The sequence below is a fragment of the Lentibacillus sp. CBA3610 genome, assembly GCF_013373365.1.
GTDB lineage: Bacteria > Bacillota > Bacilli > Bacillales > Amphibacillaceae > Lentibacillus.
Genome location: NZ_CP035925.1, coordinates 1376293 through 1394095 on the forward strand (window position 1 = coordinate 1376293; position 17803 = coordinate 1394095).

Annotated in this window: 16 protein-coding genes and 4 pseudogenes; 5 read left to right on the forward strand and 15 right to left on the reverse strand. The window is 38.8% G+C overall.

Annotation, left to right across the window (positions count from 1 at the left end):
* Positions 1-90: 90 nt before the first annotated feature.
* Together Len3610_RS06930 and Len3610_RS06935 are read left to right on the forward strand one after the other, a co-directional pair.
* Positions 91-849, forward strand: a complete 759-nt coding sequence (locus Len3610_RS06930) for an SDR family NAD(P)-dependent oxidoreductase (RefSeq protein ID WP_176447304.1) — start codon at positions 91-93, stop codon at positions 847-849.
* 410 nt (positions 850-1259) lie between these two features.
* A pseudogene (locus Len3610_RS06935) lies at positions 1260-2460 on the forward strand (IS110 family transposase).
* 1174 nt (positions 2461-3634) lie between these two features.
* Here Len3610_RS06935 and Len3610_RS20745 read toward each other — a convergent pair.
* The 6 genes and pseudogenes from Len3610_RS20745 to Len3610_RS06960 form a co-directional block, all read right to left on the reverse strand.
* On the reverse strand, positions 3635-3829 hold the full coding sequence (locus Len3610_RS20745) for an oxidoreductase (RefSeq protein WP_255259824.1): 195 nt from the start codon (positions 3827-3829) through the stop codon (positions 3635-3637).
* A gap of 167 nt (positions 3830-3996) precedes the next feature.
* Positions 3997-4125 carry a hypothetical protein gene (locus tag Len3610_RS20750; RefSeq protein ID WP_369693684.1) on the reverse strand — a complete coding sequence of 43 codons (129 nt, stop codon included), beginning with the start codon at positions 4123-4125 and terminating at the stop codon, positions 3997-3999.
* Positions 4126-4608: 483 nt separating this feature from the next.
* Positions 4609-4761 carry a hypothetical protein gene (locus Len3610_RS06945; RefSeq protein WP_176447305.1) on the reverse strand — a complete coding sequence of 51 codons (153 nt, stop codon included), beginning with the start codon at positions 4759-4761 and terminating at the stop codon, positions 4609-4611.
* Positions 4762-5345: 584 nt separating this feature from the next.
* On the reverse strand, positions 5346-5639 hold the full coding sequence (locus Len3610_RS06950; protein WP_176447306.1) for a zinc-binding dehydrogenase: 294 nt from the start codon (positions 5637-5639) through the stop codon (positions 5346-5348).
* Between the two features lie 753 nt (positions 5640-6392).
* Positions 6393-7337: pseudogene (locus Len3610_RS06955) on the reverse strand (NADP-dependent oxidoreductase).
* Positions 7338-7367: 30 nt separating this feature from the next.
* Positions 7368-7643: an OsmC family protein gene (locus Len3610_RS06960; RefSeq protein ID WP_255259825.1), complete on the reverse strand. Its 276-nt coding sequence runs from the start codon at positions 7641-7643 to the stop codon at positions 7368-7370.
* Positions 7644-7967: 324 nt separating this feature from the next.
* On the opposite strand from Len3610_RS06960, the gene Len3610_RS20755 reads away from it, so the two are divergent.
* A complete protein-coding gene (locus Len3610_RS20755) occupies positions 7968-8135 on the forward strand; it encodes a helix-turn-helix domain-containing protein (protein WP_255259826.1) in 168 nt (55 codons plus the stop codon).
* 1060 nt (positions 8136-9195) lie between these two features.
* Here the strand turns inward: Len3610_RS20755 and Len3610_RS20760 are convergent.
* Positions 9196-9646: pseudogene (locus Len3610_RS20760) on the reverse strand (hypothetical protein).
* Between the two features lie 142 nt (positions 9647-9788).
* The gene (locus tag Len3610_RS06970) at positions 9789-10790 is read right to left on the reverse strand and encodes a DUF3231 family protein (RefSeq protein WP_176447307.1); all 1002 of its coding nucleotides are present in this window, start codon (positions 10788-10790) and stop codon (positions 9789-9791) included.
* A gap of 254 nt (positions 10791-11044) precedes the next feature.
* Here Len3610_RS06970 and Len3610_RS06975 point away from each other — a divergent pair, with 254 nt between their 5' ends.
* Both Len3610_RS06975 and Len3610_RS06980 read left to right on the forward strand, forming a co-directional pair.
* On the forward strand, positions 11045-12061 hold the full coding sequence (locus Len3610_RS06975) for a DUF3231 family protein (protein ID WP_176447308.1): 1017 nt from the start codon (positions 11045-11047) through the stop codon (positions 12059-12061).
* A gap of 132 nt (positions 12062-12193) precedes the next feature.
* On the forward strand, positions 12194-12649 hold the full coding sequence (locus tag Len3610_RS06980) for a hypothetical protein (protein ID WP_176447309.1): 456 nt from the start codon (positions 12194-12196) through the stop codon (positions 12647-12649).
* A gap of 165 nt (positions 12650-12814) precedes the next feature.
* On the opposite strand, the gene Len3610_RS06985 is transcribed toward Len3610_RS06980, so the two are convergent.
* The 7 genes and pseudogenes from Len3610_RS06985 to Len3610_RS07015 form a co-directional block, all read right to left on the reverse strand.
* Positions 12815-13534: a nucleotidyltransferase domain-containing protein gene (locus Len3610_RS06985; RefSeq protein WP_176447310.1), complete on the reverse strand. Its 720-nt coding sequence runs from the start codon at positions 13532-13534 to the stop codon at positions 12815-12817.
* Positions 13535-13784: 250 nt separating this feature from the next.
* Positions 13785-14297, reverse strand: a complete 513-nt coding sequence (locus Len3610_RS06990; RefSeq protein WP_010530576.1) for a type 1 glutamine amidotransferase domain-containing protein — start codon at positions 14295-14297, stop codon at positions 13785-13787.
* A gap of 1057 nt (positions 14298-15354) precedes the next feature.
* Positions 15355-15798: a pyridoxamine 5'-phosphate oxidase family protein gene (locus Len3610_RS06995; RefSeq protein WP_176447311.1), complete on the reverse strand. Its 444-nt coding sequence runs from the start codon at positions 15796-15798 to the stop codon at positions 15355-15357.
* 105 nt (positions 15799-15903) lie between these two features.
* On the reverse strand, positions 15904-16488 hold the full coding sequence (locus Len3610_RS07000; RefSeq protein WP_176447312.1) for a nucleotidyltransferase family protein: 585 nt from the start codon (positions 16486-16488) through the stop codon (positions 15904-15906).
* Between the two features lie 92 nt (positions 16489-16580).
* Positions 16581-16979, reverse strand: a pseudogene (locus Len3610_RS07005) (VOC family protein).
* Positions 16980-17053: 74 nt separating this feature from the next.
* The gene (locus tag Len3610_RS07010; RefSeq protein WP_176447313.1) at positions 17054-17410 is read right to left on the reverse strand and encodes a hypothetical protein; all 357 of its coding nucleotides are present in this window, start codon (positions 17408-17410) and stop codon (positions 17054-17056) included.
* An 86-nt stretch (positions 17411-17496) separates the two neighbouring features.
* Positions 17497-17745, reverse strand: coding sequence for a DUF2651 family protein (locus tag Len3610_RS07015; protein WP_176447314.1), 249 nt, complete (start codon positions 17743-17745; stop codon positions 17497-17499).
* Between the last annotated feature and the right edge of the window lie 58 nt (positions 17746-17803).

A 17803-nucleotide genomic window follows, 5' to 3' on the forward strand; every position in this document is an offset into this window, starting at 1 on the left:
TAAATTGCTATTTCATTTTTTTAAGCGTTAACATTAAGATGTAATAAAACATACTTGAAATAAATCAAATACAAAAAGGGTGATACTTAAATGGGAAGATTAGATGGTAAAGTTGCCATTATTACCGGGGCCGCACAAGGGCTAGGTGAAGCACTCGTTAAACGCTTTGTTGAAGAAGGTGCGAAAGTCGTTGGTGTTGACTTAAACGAAGAAAAGTTAAACGAAACAGTCGATAAATACGGAAATGACAATCTTGCCTTAAAGTTAGATGTAACCGACGAAGAAGGCTGGCAAAAAGTTGTTGATACGACGGTTGAAAAATTTGGTAAAATCGATATTTTGGTCAATAACGCCGGTATGATGTCAAAAAAAGGCGTGCTTGAGTTAAAACCAGAAGAATATATGAAAACTATTCAAGTCAATTCGCTCGGTCCACTCTTAGGCATTCAAAAAAGCATCCCAAAGATGAAAGAAAATGGTAGCGGATCGATTGTCAACATTGCATCGATTGGAAGTCTGAAATCAGGTGCTGCTGATGGCGGCGATGCTGCATACTCTGCTTCCAAAGGGAGTGTTCGTTCATTAACAAAACACGTCGCACATTACTTCGCTAAAGACAACATTCGTTGTAGCTCCGTATTTCCAGGTGGCATTATGACAGACATGTTGAAAAAAGTATTTAACGAAAATCCTGAGCTTTGGGAAACGACAAAAGTTTCAAGTCCGCTTCCAGATCACATTGCTGACCCAGAAGATATTGCGAATGGTGCAGTTTACTTAGCAAGTGATGATGCAAAAGCTGTGACAGGTGCTGAACTCGTCATTGATAACGGTAATATGACCCATTAATCGTACGATAAAAACTGTAGCATTAAAATAAAGTTTGATTAAATGGGCTAATAAACACTGATTCAACAACACAACTATAGCCTGTTTTTGAACAAAGACTGACCAAAAACAGGCTCACAATATATTTTATCCGTAGCGTTTTTTCTACCTTTGATTTCATATTTCGCGCCTTCGTATTATATGGTAGTCAGTCGTGTACTGGCTGACCTATTTTAAATAGTTTATCCTTGGGGAGCCGGGTAGGACGCTCGCGCCGTGGGACTGATCCCGTTCCGTAATACTGTCACCCCTTCCTTATAGAAACATGTTTGAGGCTGGTTGGGACATGATCCCGTATAACACACGAAGCTATGAAACTACAAGGTTGGTTAGGGGCACCGGCAAATATACTAAAGGAGTTGTGATAAAAAATGGATCCTGTCATTGGCCTGGATATCGCAAAAGGGGAGAGCCAGGTCCAAGCCTTTTTAAAAAGGAAACAAACTTATAAGCAGAGCTTTAAATTTGCTCATGATCTACAGGGACTTCATGCTTTTTATCGATTTTATCAAGAAATGGAACAGGTTTCTGGCCAAACACCAGCTGTAATCTTTGAATCTACTGGACATTATCATGAGCCTGTGCTTCAATTTCTTGAAAATCATGATGTAACGTATTATTTAATCAATCCGGTGGTTTCCTATGAAGCCAGAAAAACGAGTCTACGCAAAGTGAAAACGGACAAAACCGATGCCTTCCATCTAGGGGAGCTGTACTACAAAGAAGATTTGGAAGTTTTCCAGAGAAAAACAGAGCAGTATTTAAATCTGCGGCAATTAACCAGGCAACATAGTGCTTTAACAGACAGCTATGTCGAAATCAAACTTCAGTTTCAGGCTGCCCTGGATCAGATTTTCCCGGAATATCATGGTGTTTTTTCTGACCTTTATTCCAAAATCTCGTTAACAACGTTACAGCGTTATCCAACATCTTCCGATGTCAAAAACACAAATCAGGATGATTTGGCCAGGGAGTTACGTGAAAATGGTCCTAAGCGTTCTTACGCATGGTTTTTTGGAGAAGGCGAGTCAGTTAAAGGATTCGGCTGAACGGAACCCTTTTAAACACCATGTATATCATGGCCATCTTGTCAGTCTGCATATGTACATTCAGATGCTTCTTCAATTCCAAAGGCATCTATCCAAGCTGGAAGAAGAGATAGATGCCCTGGCTAACACTTTGAAGATATTAAGTTGATTACGACAATCCCGGTATTGGAAGTTAAAATTGCAGCGGACAATTACTCCGAGATGGGGAGCATTGGATCATTCAATCATCAAAAAGCTTGTTGCCTATTGTCGGTATTTGATCTAGCGTATTTTGAAATCAGGTAAGTTTAAAGCAACCATCAATAGCATCACGAAAAGAGGTTCATCAAGATTACGCCAAGCTCTTTATACAGCGGTGAAGTGCGGTATAAATAAAGATCGCAACACAAAGCTTAGAACCTTTTATGATCGCAAAAGAGAGGAAGGAAAACCGCATAAGGTAGCTATCATTGCTTGTGCAAACAAGCTTCTCCACTGGATCCATGACATGTTGAAACATAAAGAAGCTTTTATTGATCAATAACAACACTAGAAATACCATATTTCAAATCCTTCCAGTTAAATAAAAGAGGATATTTGGTATGTCCATTTAGTGTAACATGTTTTTTTGAACTTTTTAGGCTTAAGTATTGACTCCTATTAGCTGGTATTAGCTGAGATACTTTATTTTAATTACCATTCATCCGTAAATTTCTTTAGAAAACCTTCCATAATGGGTTATTGTTGTCGTGTACAATCAAGTCAGGTCATTTTTAACAAACAAAGTTGGTAGCCATAACAAATTAATACTGAATTATTACTATCTTCCGCAACGGGGCGACGGACAAGTTATGCTATACACTTTGAAGCGCGGAATGATGGATCAAATGATTCAACTTTACAACGGAGGGTGGAAATGAGGGACCCACGTTTCCCGAATTCATCTCGTGACAATCCTGAGTGCATCTATTCTTGAGGTATGAAGCCAGTTGATTCGGCAGAACGAAGACTTGAAGACGCTCTTCGAGAGAAGGTATGTCGGATATCTTGAACGGCTGAAGACTGGATAAGGATCTACCAGGAATACAGTAAATATACAGTTTGTGAGTATATGTCGTTATGAAAGCCACCTTTTTGTAGGTGGCTTTTTGAAGAAGGCATTTAATCTGTTAATCGACACCAGGGACCATCCAGGGGTGTGGATATCGCTTTCAAAGAGGGTTCGGTACGACAGGCGATCTTGACCATTTGTATCTTAAAATGGTCTCATGTCGGAGCCTTTCCTTGTTCAATTTTGCCTACCAGTCAGGATCTATATAAGTTCGCGTCTAAAGCTTAGCAAAGGACATCGCTTTGGATTGGCGGATCGGGCATCTCGGCTGAGGTAGATGGAGCCTACTCCGACACAGGGACTTTGTTCCCTACACGATCTTGGATTGATGTTTAGCGTGACGTGTATCTGCCAAGCCTCGTCTAGGACGGGACCAAAAATTCATTAGTGAAACATGAATGTAATCCAGTTCCTGATCGGATAGCACATCGACGAATTCCAACGTGTCCGCCATTGTAATACCCGGAGTTTGGGGTTCTTCCGGAGAAAGCCGGTGCCCCACGATGAATGGATCTTTTGCGTGGTCACCCACGGGTTTTTCTGGATCTCATTTGATGACAGCCAGTGAAAGTTCATTCGTTTTTTCAGGCTTCCACCCCAGTGGTCGTCACGATGATTTGATGAGGAGAAAGAACTGATGGATCAGGTATCCATTCGCTCCATTGGATTTCACCCCGGTCGATCCGGCTTGAATGGCTCGACGGGCGCCCTCCCCATACGCATGAATGATTCCCTTAATTTCGCCATCCTCTAATGCACGGGGACCGATCGTTCTTTCTCTCCTGCCAGACTGCACTAGCACTGACAATGTCCCCATTTTGGACTATCGGTGGACACACGTCGCCATGATAAATTGCAAGGACCGCTTTGGCGCCTTGATCTTGAATCGTTTGTCGCCAACCTTCTTAATCGGGATCATATCATCATTGTGCACGCCAATTTCGCCGGAGAAGCCTTTGCCGCCTGCTGTCACATTTGGCACAGGCTGTTGACGACCATTGCTGACGCCTTTTTGACGACGTTATAATATTTCACTTCATCATCAGAAACCGTTCCGTCCGAATTTGAGGACCAGTTGGTCATGGGGGCCATGACCATACGATTCTTCAATCGGGTACCATTTGGAAAAGAAAAGGATTCAAATAATAGCTAGTATTTTTCATTCAATGTTTTTGCCTCCCCTTTATAACTTCACTTAAAAGATTATTTACAAATAAATGTTACCTCCTATAATAAAACAACCATCGCAATCATATAAATTACTTCATTACTCGCAAATTCTAGACATTCCTTAGTGCCTCTTCAATCGGAACATCGCCTTGACAAGAATTTCAAACCCGATGGGATGTATTTCTGTATCTAGTGAGTGACAGCACTTGCGCTATCAGCACGCGGATGCCATTTGGACGGTCTTCGATATGTTCCGCCGCGGTAATGGTCCCATTGGCAGGTTCGTTTAATAACCTTCCGGGACGGAGAATGGTATAATTTCAAATGACTGGATTGCAGGTTTTGTCCGCATCGCTTTTTGCTTTGAAATATATTTCATGGACTCCGGGCCATTTATCAGGGGTATCAGCATCATCGAACTGACATGATAAAACGCTTTACATGATTATTTTCTGCCTCGTTCACGCCTTTCATAGCACCTTGGCGATCCACCAATTCCGTTTTTTCAAGGACGGTATGGCCCGGACCAGCGGTAAAATCACGCATTCGCAACGTCAAAAGCATAGAAATCTGCTCTAATCAGCAACAACAACCTCCGCCCCTAAATGTTTCTAGTTCATTTCGCCTGATTTTCGTTGCGAATCATCCGCCTTTGCTTGATGTCGCTCTTGTCCAGGACAGATAAATATGTTGCCAATTTGTCCATATGCACCGATCACTAACTTTCATATTCAACAGCTCCTCTTATATAATCACAGCTCAACTGGGCGGTTACTTTTCATCCTATATTTAAATTTGTCTTCTTCTTAATAGGATTAAACATCGAATCAATTCATTAAGCAGTCTTCTTATACGCTATCATACGATTCATCAAGTATGGATGCGATATTGACTTTATTCTATTTTTACACGCTAGCCCTTAATCAAATAAGACCATATCGCGTTCTTTCGTGTTGGACAGATACATTGTACTGTTGTGAATTCGTCAAGATCCAGTTCCATTAAATCGACAAGGACTGATTCTTTTTCCGCCAAACGGGACGTGGAACTCGTCATTAACGGTGATCATTGACATGAACCATACGATATTGAAGTTCTTCTAGCGATGTTTACCCCATGTTCTAAGGAATAAGAATGGACGGCTCCGCCTAAGCCATACGGTGAATCGTTGGCGATGTCACTCCTTTGCCATGAAAATCGTTAGTAAATCTGTGCACTTTCTTACTCACACGGGACCAATTTTCTTTGGCATGATGTGTTTCACTTAATCGGTGGGCTTCTTGAATCTCCTCAAGTTTCATAACTGTCCCTACATTTGCGCGGATCTTTCCTTGTTCAGTCATTTCCCCGATCTTGGCAAGCTGTTCACCATCAGGTTCAAGGAAAACATAGCCCGCTTTCACCTTTTTCGTATGGCTATTCTGATCAGGCTGACCCAGCAATAGAAACCAGAACACCTTTCTTTTAACACATCATAACTTGCGTCTGGATGTCACGCCAAGCGTATCAAACACAATGTCCATATCGGGCAAGAACCTGTGTGAAATCTTTCGTTGGCGGTATCAATAACTTTGTCTGCCCCCAGCGATTTTACAAATTCAACATTTTTCGTGCTGCAAGTCGTGCCACCAGGCACCAAGGATTTTGCGAGTTGATGGCAAAACTTCCAACTTCCCCTGATCCAGCGTGAATTAACACTTTGTCACCTTGTTTGATGTCAGCAAAGTCATCAAGACATTGCCACGATGTTAATCCAACAAGCGGAATTGATGCAGCTTCTTCAAAAGATAGATTTTCCGGTTTTTTTTTTGCAACAAGGGTTTTTCATCACGCTACATATCCGCATAGGTTCCATTACGGGTTATATCCGGCCGGGTAAATACCTTGTCTCCGACCCTGAATTTCGTCACTTTTTCCTACCTCTTTATTGTTTTCCTGCGGCATCCAAACGAGAGTAAGCGGAAAGTTATATCCAGCATTCCTTTTCAGATACCCCTCACGTATTTTCCAATCACGGGGTTTACGGACGTAGCTGCTATTCTCAATCAAACATCATTGTTCTTTCAAATTTGGTTCGTCTATTTCGTATACTTTAACTCATCAAATCCCCGCCGTATTTTCAATATACTGCTTTCAATTTGGGTCCTCCTTCATCATGCCATTTCCTTTATTCCTAATTCGTTATTCATCGACTTTTATAAGTTGCTGCCAAGATTCTCACCCTTTAAACAACCGAGAAAAGCTTCTGGTACGTTCTCAAATCCTTCCACAATATTTTCTTCATTATTCAGTTTCCCTCGGCTAACCAGCTGAAAGATCTCGGATACCTTCACTGAAACGGTTCAGCATAGTCACAATGATAAAGCCTTGATCAATCCACGGCTCTAATGAGTTTTGTCTGAATTCTTGGACCTAGATCACCGTCAGTCCGGGTTATAAGACGAAATCGCACCGCAAAGAGGATGCGTGCAAATTCATTTAATAGATTTATCGCTGCGTCAGAAAATTGGGTCGCCGACATTTGTCAAAATATATATCTATTCCATTTGGACAGGCTTTCTCAAGCGCCTGTTCCATATTTGGAGAGGTTTTATAGTTAATCGTTTCGTCAAAGCCAAGTTCCTGCTTTAAATAGGTTGTCTTTTCATCGGAACCAGCAATTCCGACAACTCGAGCTCCTTTAATTTTGGCAATCTGTCCAACGATCATACAACCGCTCCTGCTGCACCGGATAAAACACTGTTTCCCTTCTTTTGGCTGACCAATATCAAGCAGACCAAAATAAGCAGTTCAGCCAGTTTAAGCCAAGGACACTCAGGTATGCGGTCAGAGGAGCGATTGTTTCATCAATTTTACGTACCTTGGATTCCTGAATAACGTTATATCGCTGCCATCCGAGCGTCCCGACTACTTTATCACCGACGCTTAACTGATCTGAATCAGACAAAACGACCTCTCCAATAATTCCGCCACAGATCATTCTCATTTTAATTCGAAAGGTTTCACATACGATTTTGCATTATCCATTCCTGCCTCATATACGGATCAACAGATAAATAGATTGTTTTAAACAAGAACTCTCCTTCTTCGGTTGTGGTACAGGAACTGTCTTTAAATGTAAATTCTCTTTTGGTTGGCATCCCTTTTTGGCGCTTTGCCAATAGATCTGACTATTTTTTAATTTTTCTTTTAATGTCATTATCTTTCACCCCTTTAGCCTTCAAGTTCGACTGCATATTATCCCTGGGTTGCTTGGAGTATGGACAGATTTGATGGGCGGATTCAACAAGTTGTTCAGCTACTTCTTGTTCAACCCCTGGAATTTTAACATCCAATGCAACAGTAAGAGCGAAACCTCCACCGGTATCTTTTCCTATTGATACTTGCGCTTTCTCTGTTTCGCCAATTTTTAGTTCGTTGCTTTTCTGGCAGCCAAATTCACGCACTGTCAAAGCAGGCTGCATACCAGCAGAAATAATTGTTCCGGATTGGTCCTTCCCAGCACGCCAAGTGATTTAGTACTATTGGCATATCAATTATCTTATCATCTTGAAATTCACACGCCCATTACGTCCACCTCTGACAGTGGATGAAGCAGTATATAAAGCATTTCATGTTATCACCTTCAATTTATTTTGCTTAATTTAATTGTGCCCAATCTAATTGTGCAATGCTATAAAACATAAAAGTTCTCCTCTCGTCAAAAAACAGTTTGACATTTCATGAACTTCATTATAGTTTAAAATAGAGAGGACTGAAGGAAGAATGTTATGGAGAAAGATGAAGCAATAAAATTAAACAACCAGCTGTGTTTTTCTATCTATTCATTATCAAGAGAAATCAATAAATTGTATCGTCCGTTTTTGGAAGAACTCAATTTAACTTATACACAGTATCTTGTCATGCTTGTTTTGTGGGAAAAGAATCCTGTACAATGAGGAGTTGGGAGACAGTCTTTTTCTCGATTCCGGAACACTTTCCCAGTGCTCAAGCGCCTACAGAAGAGCGTTAACATACCGACGAGGATCCCGATGATGAAAGGCGTGTATTAATTTCCTTAACTGAAGAAGGAAAACAATTAAAGGAAACGGCAGCGGAAATTCCCGGTAAGCTTATTAAAAAGAGTGGTCTCAGTGAAGAGGAATTTTCGAAGACCCTTTTCGACTTCACAAATTTATTACAGCAAATTCAGCAAGCGAATACAGAGTAGATCATGTGCTTCAGCAAAAAGGAAAGAAAAGGTAACAGGCCCCTCTTTCCTTTTTACAGTTTAAATGTCTTTCGCTTACTAGAATATTTTTGTATCCGGGATGGCTGATGCTCCTGAAAAAAATCCAAAATCAACAATAAAAAAAGGCGACAACCCCTCACCTCCTTCCTTACTTAAGTTAAACTACTTTTCTTCCTCAGCTATCATTAAAAGCTTATCATTTTCTCTATTTAGAGTACTGTTTTTTTTATGAATTCAATTTAAATACCAATCCATTTATTTTTAACATATCTTATTCAACTATCTGGCCCATGAGCCAAGAATGTAACGTATTCTTATTCCTGATATGCGCCCGATTGGAGAACAAATTCTTTGTAGTTATTCCTCTCATTCTCAACTTAAATTCCTTTATTTTGTTCTGTTTGAAACTCTCTATTCCTTTTATTAATCCCTTCCTTTTGTTTTTGCCACCACTTAGTACCAGAAATAATAAAAATAATACCAATTACCCCTATTTTTTAGGGCTGTTATGTCGGGAATATTATTTAGTCAACAAAAGTGGAGAATCAGCCCCTCCACTTTGCTTTACTGTCTTAAATCCTCAATTAAACCATCAAAAAAGATTCCTTCACTCAAAAATGAAAACTCCTACATAATATGGTCCAATTTTAAAGGACAACTTGTTAAACAAGCGCGCCGCCCGTTTCTTAAATAGTCTTTTTGGATATTACTGCAGAATGAAAAGGGGATAATCAAAAAGATTGAGCTTGGCATCACATCTCCATCTTTCATTGTTCTGATACGTACAGCATAACCTTTTGCACAATGAATCCAACCAACACACCCAGTATCACAAACAACATCGGTAGCCATACAGGTCCGAAAAGCACACCAAACAATGTCAATGTCGTAGAGTAAATTAGACCAACAGTTACAAAATAAGCCGAAAATACGAACGGTAAAAATGCAAAACGTGATTGTCCTTCTTCTGCATCCTTAAAGGCATCCCACATCGTAAAAAGGTAACAGACAGGGACAATAAAACATCAACCATCCATAATTGGCTTGCACTATTGCTGTTTGTATATCTCCTTGGAAACTGTAGAGGATTGTCTGATTAAAATTTGTCTGGATATTAATTATGAATTCAAAGATAATGAGCAGAATCCCTTTGATGTGTTTCCCGTTCAAAAGCTGACCGAATCCGGGGAGTGCGATGGACCAAAGCAATTTTTCCATTCATATCGCCTCACCCTTCCCTTTTTTACTCCGTATGACAGATCGCCTCCCAATTCTATTATTTTTAAACGGACCCACTGAAATTAGAGTTTTCTATCCAGCTTTGGCCAGTACTTTACTTAAAAAAGAGGGGTTCATTCGATTATAAGGAACGCTGAACATCGGAAAACTGAGGTGGCTGTTCCAGCCATTTATTCTTAATAGCCAACTCTGCACTATTTTTTGCATAACGTTCGGATCCTGTTATTAACTTTCCAAACAGAAAAGCTAAATCAGATCTTTGAGATTGTCCCATCGCTATACCATAATCAGAAATGCCAATGCCAGCAAGAAATGCAACATGCCCCATCATCAATTTGTCTAAGAAAGGTGAAATGGTCGAGTCGGTCACTTCAAAATCCGGAAAAGAAGGAGGATCAAGGTTTTCGTTTTTTATTTTTTGATTTAAAGTTTCTCTATGGCTGTCTGTAATGCCTTTCCCTTTCAGCATATGGTCTCTGACTTCTTGGGAATCGGCAACCTGACTGAAGCCTAACAATAAGTAACCTCCAATAGTATTCGTTATGGTGCTTTTATAAAGATGTCTGATCTCTACGGCATTTAAGGGCCTATCATTTGTGAAAAGACCGATATTCAAATAATACTTTTCGTCTTGTATAAAACTTGAATGTTCAGGATACGAAAATTTTGGGGCATGAGAATACACACCCTTATCTAACATTAATTTCGTCGATTGATCCTGTAACTTTATTGTTTTCATCAGAGCTTGTTCAAAAAAATTTAATGTTCTTTGATCTGAGGAATAGGAGTAATACGTTCCATAATTTCTTAATCCATAGTTCGCCATATGCTTGACGTAGACCAAACAAAAGGTGTCAGAAAATAAACGGGGCACATCCGGATTCACGTCACCCTCTGTAAACCCTTCAGGGATGGGATATCCCTCACTTTTGAAAATTTCTTCAATGGATTGAAGATGTTGGACACTGAGGTTAAATGCGTTCTCTATTATTTGTTGCATCTCTTTATCCACCATTTTTTCAGTAAAGTGCTGCAGAACACGCCGAGATAAACTTGCACTCATATAAGTCGACCAAAGAGAACCAATTTCTATAGATGTTAACTTATTCTTAGGATTTTCCATGTTGTTTCCTCCAAACATCCTATTTACGGTTATTTTTTACCTCCCCTCATTAAATATTCATTATAGATAAAATCAGCATTTAACGGACTAGTATTGCACATGGGTTTCCCAATGAAACAAGGGGATTGATTTTTTGTTTTCTACATCCCTTTCACTTTTCGAATCGTTTCCATAACCCAGTTTGATTCATTCATAAAATCCACTTTTATGCTAATAATAAACCTATCTCAGCATGCTTTTAAGGAGGCTAAACAATGAATGAAAGAAAAATTAATATAACATCTGCCGAAATTGGTTCTCTTTGGACGGGTTATATGAACGATAGCATGTCTAAATGTATCTTAGGTTTCATGCTAAAGCATATTGAGGATCCAGACATAAAACCTGTTATTCAATACGCCTACGACATATCATCCAATCACTTGGAACAGCTACTCGTTACATTTGAAAAAGAAAAATACGCAATTCCTAACGGGTTTACCGAACAAGATGTAAACATGAACGCGCCATGGCTTTTTTCAGACACATTTTGTTTAATGTATGTGAATCATATGGCGAAGGCGGGAATGTTAATATACAGTGGTTTTGTTTCTATGAGTTACCGGGATGATGTATGTAACTATTTTGTGCAGGCGTTAAATGAAACCAGTAACCTTTATAAACAATCTCTCGAAACTGGTCTTTCCAAGGGAATAATTTCCAGACATCCGTATATTGAAGTTCCTAAAGAAACAGACTATATTGACAGTAAAAAGTATTTAAGCGGTTTAAACCCCTTCAATGACAAACGGCCATTAAATGCTGTTGAGATTTCTCATTTATATCAGAACTTACTAACAAATTCAATGGGGATGAAACTATGCATTGCATTTGCTCAAACATCACCATCTAAAGATGTACAAGATTACATGATTCGTGGAAGAGACATCTCGAAAAAGCATATAAAAATTTTTACAGATTCACTTATGAAAGATGATATTGAACCTGCACAGACGAATATAGGCATAAGTGACTCCACAACCCAAACCTTTTCAGATAAATTAATGATGTTTCACATGAATTTGCTTATTACTTCTGGAATAGGGAATTATTCAACAGCAGCATCTGCAAGTCAACGAAGTGATTTGATGCTTAATTATGAACGATTATCATTAGAGGTTTCTCGGCTTGCCAAAAGCGGGGCTGATATCATGATTAAACATAATTGGTTGGAACAACCGCCTGGAACTAAGGACCGTAAAAAATTATCGAAAGATAAACAAAAAGGCTGATCTTAAAATGGATTAAACAAAAAAATAAATAAGAAGGTGACATCATGCGTTACATTCCTATTCCTGCGAATGCACAAAATAACCTCTTTTTTTTAGCTCGATCACTGATAAATACCAGGGGAAGGTTAGTATTTGAAAGCAGTTGAAGCCTTATTATGGAGCATCGCATTACCGGGATTTGGTCAATTATTAAATAAAATGTATATCAAAGGATTGGTATTGATTTTATTAGAGTTTTTGATTAATGTACTGGGAAATTTTAACGAAGTTATTATTTTAAGTTTTCAGGGGAACGTGGAAATGGCAGTTGAACAGGCAAACTATCAGTGGCTTATGTTTTATCCTTGTTTATACTTTTTTGCGATGTGGGATGCGTATAAAGATGCAGGTGGAGGAAAAGAACCTTTTTCCTTTTTACCATTTGTTTTTTCAGCTTATTTTGTGACGGTGGGAACGATCTATTCATCAAAAATAACGCTATTCGGCCAATTATTGGGAGTTATCTGGATTCCAATGTTGAGTGTACTCCCGGGGTTATTTGTGGGATTGTTATTAAAAAGAATATTTACAAAAAAGCTGATCTCATGATCAGCTTTTTTTATTTTCCGCAAAAAATTAGTGACAATTAAATTGTTCTTCTTTTATTCAATTATCCGGTCCGATTAATCAAGTAATGACACGCTTCTTATTCTGTTCTCGCGCCCGATTAATGAATAGTCGTTTCCAATTTTTAGCTGCTATTGCTTTTAAAAATTATTCCTTACCTAAAGAAAAGCCATCAAATAATCGTCCCCCATACGGATGCAATATTTCATCAACCAACGTGACAACTTTATTTTTAACCCCATTTTTATAAAATTCATCAAAAGCTTCAACAAATTGTTCTGCGAAATTTATGTCGTAATCCCTTAATGAACGTATTACCCACTTGGATGCACCAATCCATTTATTATTTGTCCTTAATACAAATTCACTGACAAGTTCAGCGAGCGTATTAGCAACGAAAATCTCTTCTGCTCTATTATTGCAACCAATAAAGTCATCAAGCGTATCCGTTATAAAGTATCGTTTCGTATTTATAGTATCAGTCGACCACATTTCCGGACCTTCAGATAATAATTCTTTTGCTTCACGTTTTATAGAATCAATTACCCCTTTATCTTTCAGAATTGTACCTTCTGATACCATGCGGGGAAGTGATGGCCTAGCTCTTTTAAAATCACTTTCAAAATAGTCTTGATAAGAATTTAAGTTGTGCGCAAATACTTCTATCCGCCAACCATAGGCAATTAGTGACTCCCTATAAGAAGATCTATATGTATCATCAAATATTACTATATCAAGGTCTGACGTTTTTGTTGCTTCACCACGAACAACACTTCCTGCCAATAAGGCTCCATCACAATTTGGAAAATAATTTTTGATGAATTTCTGTGCTGCTTTTAATGGTTCTAGCCTGTTAAACTCCCCCATAAACATCCCTCTTTTCGATACTTATCTTATTTTAACTCTACTGCCCTATAACGGACTAAGTACCAAGATAATGGCTGCTGAAACCAGCCCATATTGTTCAATTTTCGCGCCCAATTTATAAACAATTTTATTACGCAACTGCGCCCGTTTGAGGAAGATCATGGCAGATGGGCATGAGCGCTTTATCTATTATCAAATAAAAAATAAAGAGAGGCTGCATGATTAACAGCCCCCCTATACGATCGACGAATTATTTTTCTAAAAGCTTTAGAGATTCGCGATTGAATGCAGGAAGATCATCAGGTGTTCTGCTTGTTACAAGGTTTCCATCTACGATTACTTCTTCATCTTTTACAGTTGCTCCTGCATTTTCCAAGTCTTTTCTTACGGAAACAAAGCTTGTTAGCTCTCTACCTTTTAGTTGGTCTGTATTAACGAGAAACTGTGGACCATGGCAAATTGAAAATATGGGTTTATTATCTTGGAAAAATGTTTTCGCAAACTCACTATTCTTCGGATTAATACGTAGTAAGTCAGGAGAAAACCCGCCAGGTACGAGTAATGCATCATAATCGTTTGCATTTACTTCATCTATGCCTCTATCTGCTTGTATTTCGTCCCCATTTTTGCCATTGATGGTTTTTTTTGCTTCATTACTGATAATATCTACCGTATGCCCAGCTTCTTTGTAAGCTTTCACAGGATCAGTTAATTCAATTTCTTCTACCATGTCTGTTACAAGGACTGCAATGTGTCGACTCATATAGCACTTCCTCCCTTTATCATTCTCGAATATATTCTAGCAGACTGCCCATAACTTTATTAAGCAGTATGCTCATGAACCGTATTATACACGAACCAAATAACGATGCTCTAACTGACAGGCACTTGTTCCCTTCTACCTTATCGTGTTACATAAACGTGCACTACAATGGCATTTGGCCGCTGGTCTTTATTCCCCAACTGTTAGCAATAGGTAAGCCTTTGAAATTATCTCCAGCTTTTCCCCTGCTCCACATGGAGCATGCAGGTTTCCCCGCACTCCACGCTCCATCTAACGATATGTAATAAATGATAAGTTCCTCGTCAACTTCAGACAAGAGGAAAACTATTGCCCAAACAGAAAACTCTTGCCTTGAAGCTCGCACTGTGGAAAATCCCACGTTCCTACCCGATCGGTGCGATAAACGCTTGGAAAACCATCGTTCCATTCGCTAGACTTGGGGCTGTTCCTCCACTTCCATTACAGAAGATTCATAGGTCGTACCCCTACCTTCACAAGGATAAATACCTTTCGGCATATGCCTTATAGTACCGTTTCGGATGACAGTCCTTGTTTCAAACGTCCCTTGCTTCCCAAGTCCCTTACAACATAGCTATCGATACTGAACGTAGGTGCTTCCTATAAGCCTGTGAGCTGGATATCGCCCTTGTTCGGTATAGCGTATTTCAGAGGGCGCATTTTTAATCTACACCAATCACGCTTAAGAACATTCTCACCATATCCAGTTTTTCAGCCGTGCGGCATACCTTCTCTCATGGAGTGGCCCCAGCCTTCGTTCTGCCGAATCTACCTGTACTTCAAACCCCATGACCTGTCAGTCATGACGCATGCAGGAGCATTGACGGGATGGTTTCAGGAAACATGGTTCCATCATTCCCATCCTCGGTTGTAACGTTTAGATAATAATATTTTATAATCTACTGCCTTTCACGTTTGAATACGCTTATAGCAGAACTTGTCGATCGGCGCCCGTTTACGGAAGATCGTGAAACTTTATGTTAGCAGGTAATATCAACTCCTGCCACACAGGATAGCATCATTCATCGTTAAGAGAATATGATTGATCTCTAACCACTACGGTTTCAGGCTCAAAACGAATGAACACATTTTGAGGATCTTGATTTTTAAACCTAGAATCCCAGTTGTTTTCATTTGAACCCAAATATTTTGTAAATAACCGTTTAGCTAAGTCAAAATTAAATTGTTTTACGGTTGCTTTTCCTCTAAATCCTGCGTGCAACACTTTCCCTGTAGTAGAATCAAAATCTACAATACCGATAGCACAATATGGATGTTTATCTATCCTCAAGGGAAATGTATCTTCAGGGGTTCCTATAATCCAAAGACATTTATTCTCCCAAAGAAACCACACTGGTGATTGTCTTGGCCCTTCTGGTGAAAATGTTGAAAGATGAGCAAACAATGGCTTCTTTAAAAACTCATCCAAATCAAAACTTCTTTTACCTTTTATAATTTCCATTCGTTTCACATCCAATTATATAAGTTCAATATGTATGGAACAGACGCCAAGTCTTATTCCGGAATGGCGCCCTATTATGGAACAATCAAGACTATCTTAGTTGGTTTAATCAAGCATATTTTTCATATGCTTAATCCTTATTTTATTCCATTTAGAAATCCAATTTTTCTTAACCATCCGTTCCTCATAAATGGATATCCTTCCCCTGGAATTTATGAAATAACTGGTTGGTTTTACCTCTAAATTGATAACATCTTCAACTCCATAGGGAGCAGCTAATATCAGATTATCATATTTATCTAACTTTACCCCTAAAGCTGTCGCTGTTTCTGGGAATTTCGATATGGCATCAACAGAAGATGAATAAGGTTCAATATCATTAGCAATGTGCATTCTTGCTTCGTTCTTGACAGACCAAGGTTCCTTAGGATGTATTTTAATAAGCTTTTGTTCCAATCTTTTTTCAGTAACTTCATCTGTATTTGTATTATCAAAATAGATAACATCAATATCCGGTACTCGTGTCCTTTCACGAAACCCGTGTAAAGTATCCCAAATCTTTGATCGTATAAAACCGGCACATATCCACCAATCTGGCAAATTTAAAGATTTAACTGTCGCTAAGATCTCCATCATCCAATCATCTTCGCTAATTAAATTTAAGATATCACGTTCGTTTTTTAAGTTCATAATAGTCCCCTTGTGCCTATTTTTGTTCCAGATTGGCACCCCATAATGGAAGATCGACTTCAATACTTTTTTGCTACTTTCCAGAAGAGGCTTTATTGCGGTGCAACAAGCTCTACTTTTATTCTGTCTGGGTCCTCGAAATAAAGAGCATAATGGTCTTCACCCCCGGCAAATGGGTGCTAATCTTTATAGAGAATATTAATTCCTTTATTATTTAGTGTTTCAGTCATTTCATCGACGTGTCGCCGTGACTCTGCGTGAAATGCTATATGATTAAGACCCACCCGACACCTATGATATGGAACATCCTGAAACCTTTCCTCAGTTTGTACAAAGACGATATAGGTGTCGTCTAATCTCCAACTTTGTCCACCATCCCATTTCTGAAAAGTGTTATATCCGAGTTCTTCAAGGAACCAGCCCCAAAATTCAGCTGACCTTTTTAAATCCGTGACGTATATCTCAATATGGTGAAGTAATCCCTTGGTCAAGAAACACCCCCCCTTTATGTTCGAAAGTAATCGTCCTAAAGAAAAGCACATTCTTATTCAATTAGCGCGCCCTATTACGGAACAATGATATTTGAGATCATTCCAAAAATTACCGAACATACTATTATAAATATTGTTTGTATGCAAATAAGTGATTTTACCACGTCATAACCCGTTTTATCTGCCATATTTTTTGCAGCTTTTAAATTGGTTGGCACAAAGTATAAAGAAAACAGAAGTCCTCCCGAAAGTGAAATACTTATATAAACCAGAAATGGGTTAGTGGTTATATTTTCCACTGCTACTCCAATGATAAAGAAGGGAACGCCAGCCCATATAAAAAAGGTTGGAATTAGCAAAACCAATGCCATTATTACTAACATAAAGTTCTTTTTAAGCGACTTTAAATAACTTTGATAATAAACATTCATCGTTGAAACCCCTTGATATTTAATTCTTCTAAAGGCGTCTTTTTATTTAAGGAAAGCGGCCGATTGGGTTTAGATATAAGGTGTTTTCAGGTTGGCTTTTTTGAAAATAATAATTTAACAATTAATCCAGATAAAAATGATAATAATGTATACAAGGCTGCCCAAAACCAGAATGTATAATTAAATACCGTAAAGATTGCTATCACTGTGACCATCGCAATAATTATCGGTGTTATATAAATATTTTTAAAGATATAATATCCAAGAGCACCCATTATAAGAGAAACAGCTGGAAAAACAAATATAATAGATATGATAAACTGAGCTGAATTCATAGCCTATAACTTCCCCCTCTCCACATACGATTCAATTGTGGGATTCCCTGTAACAACT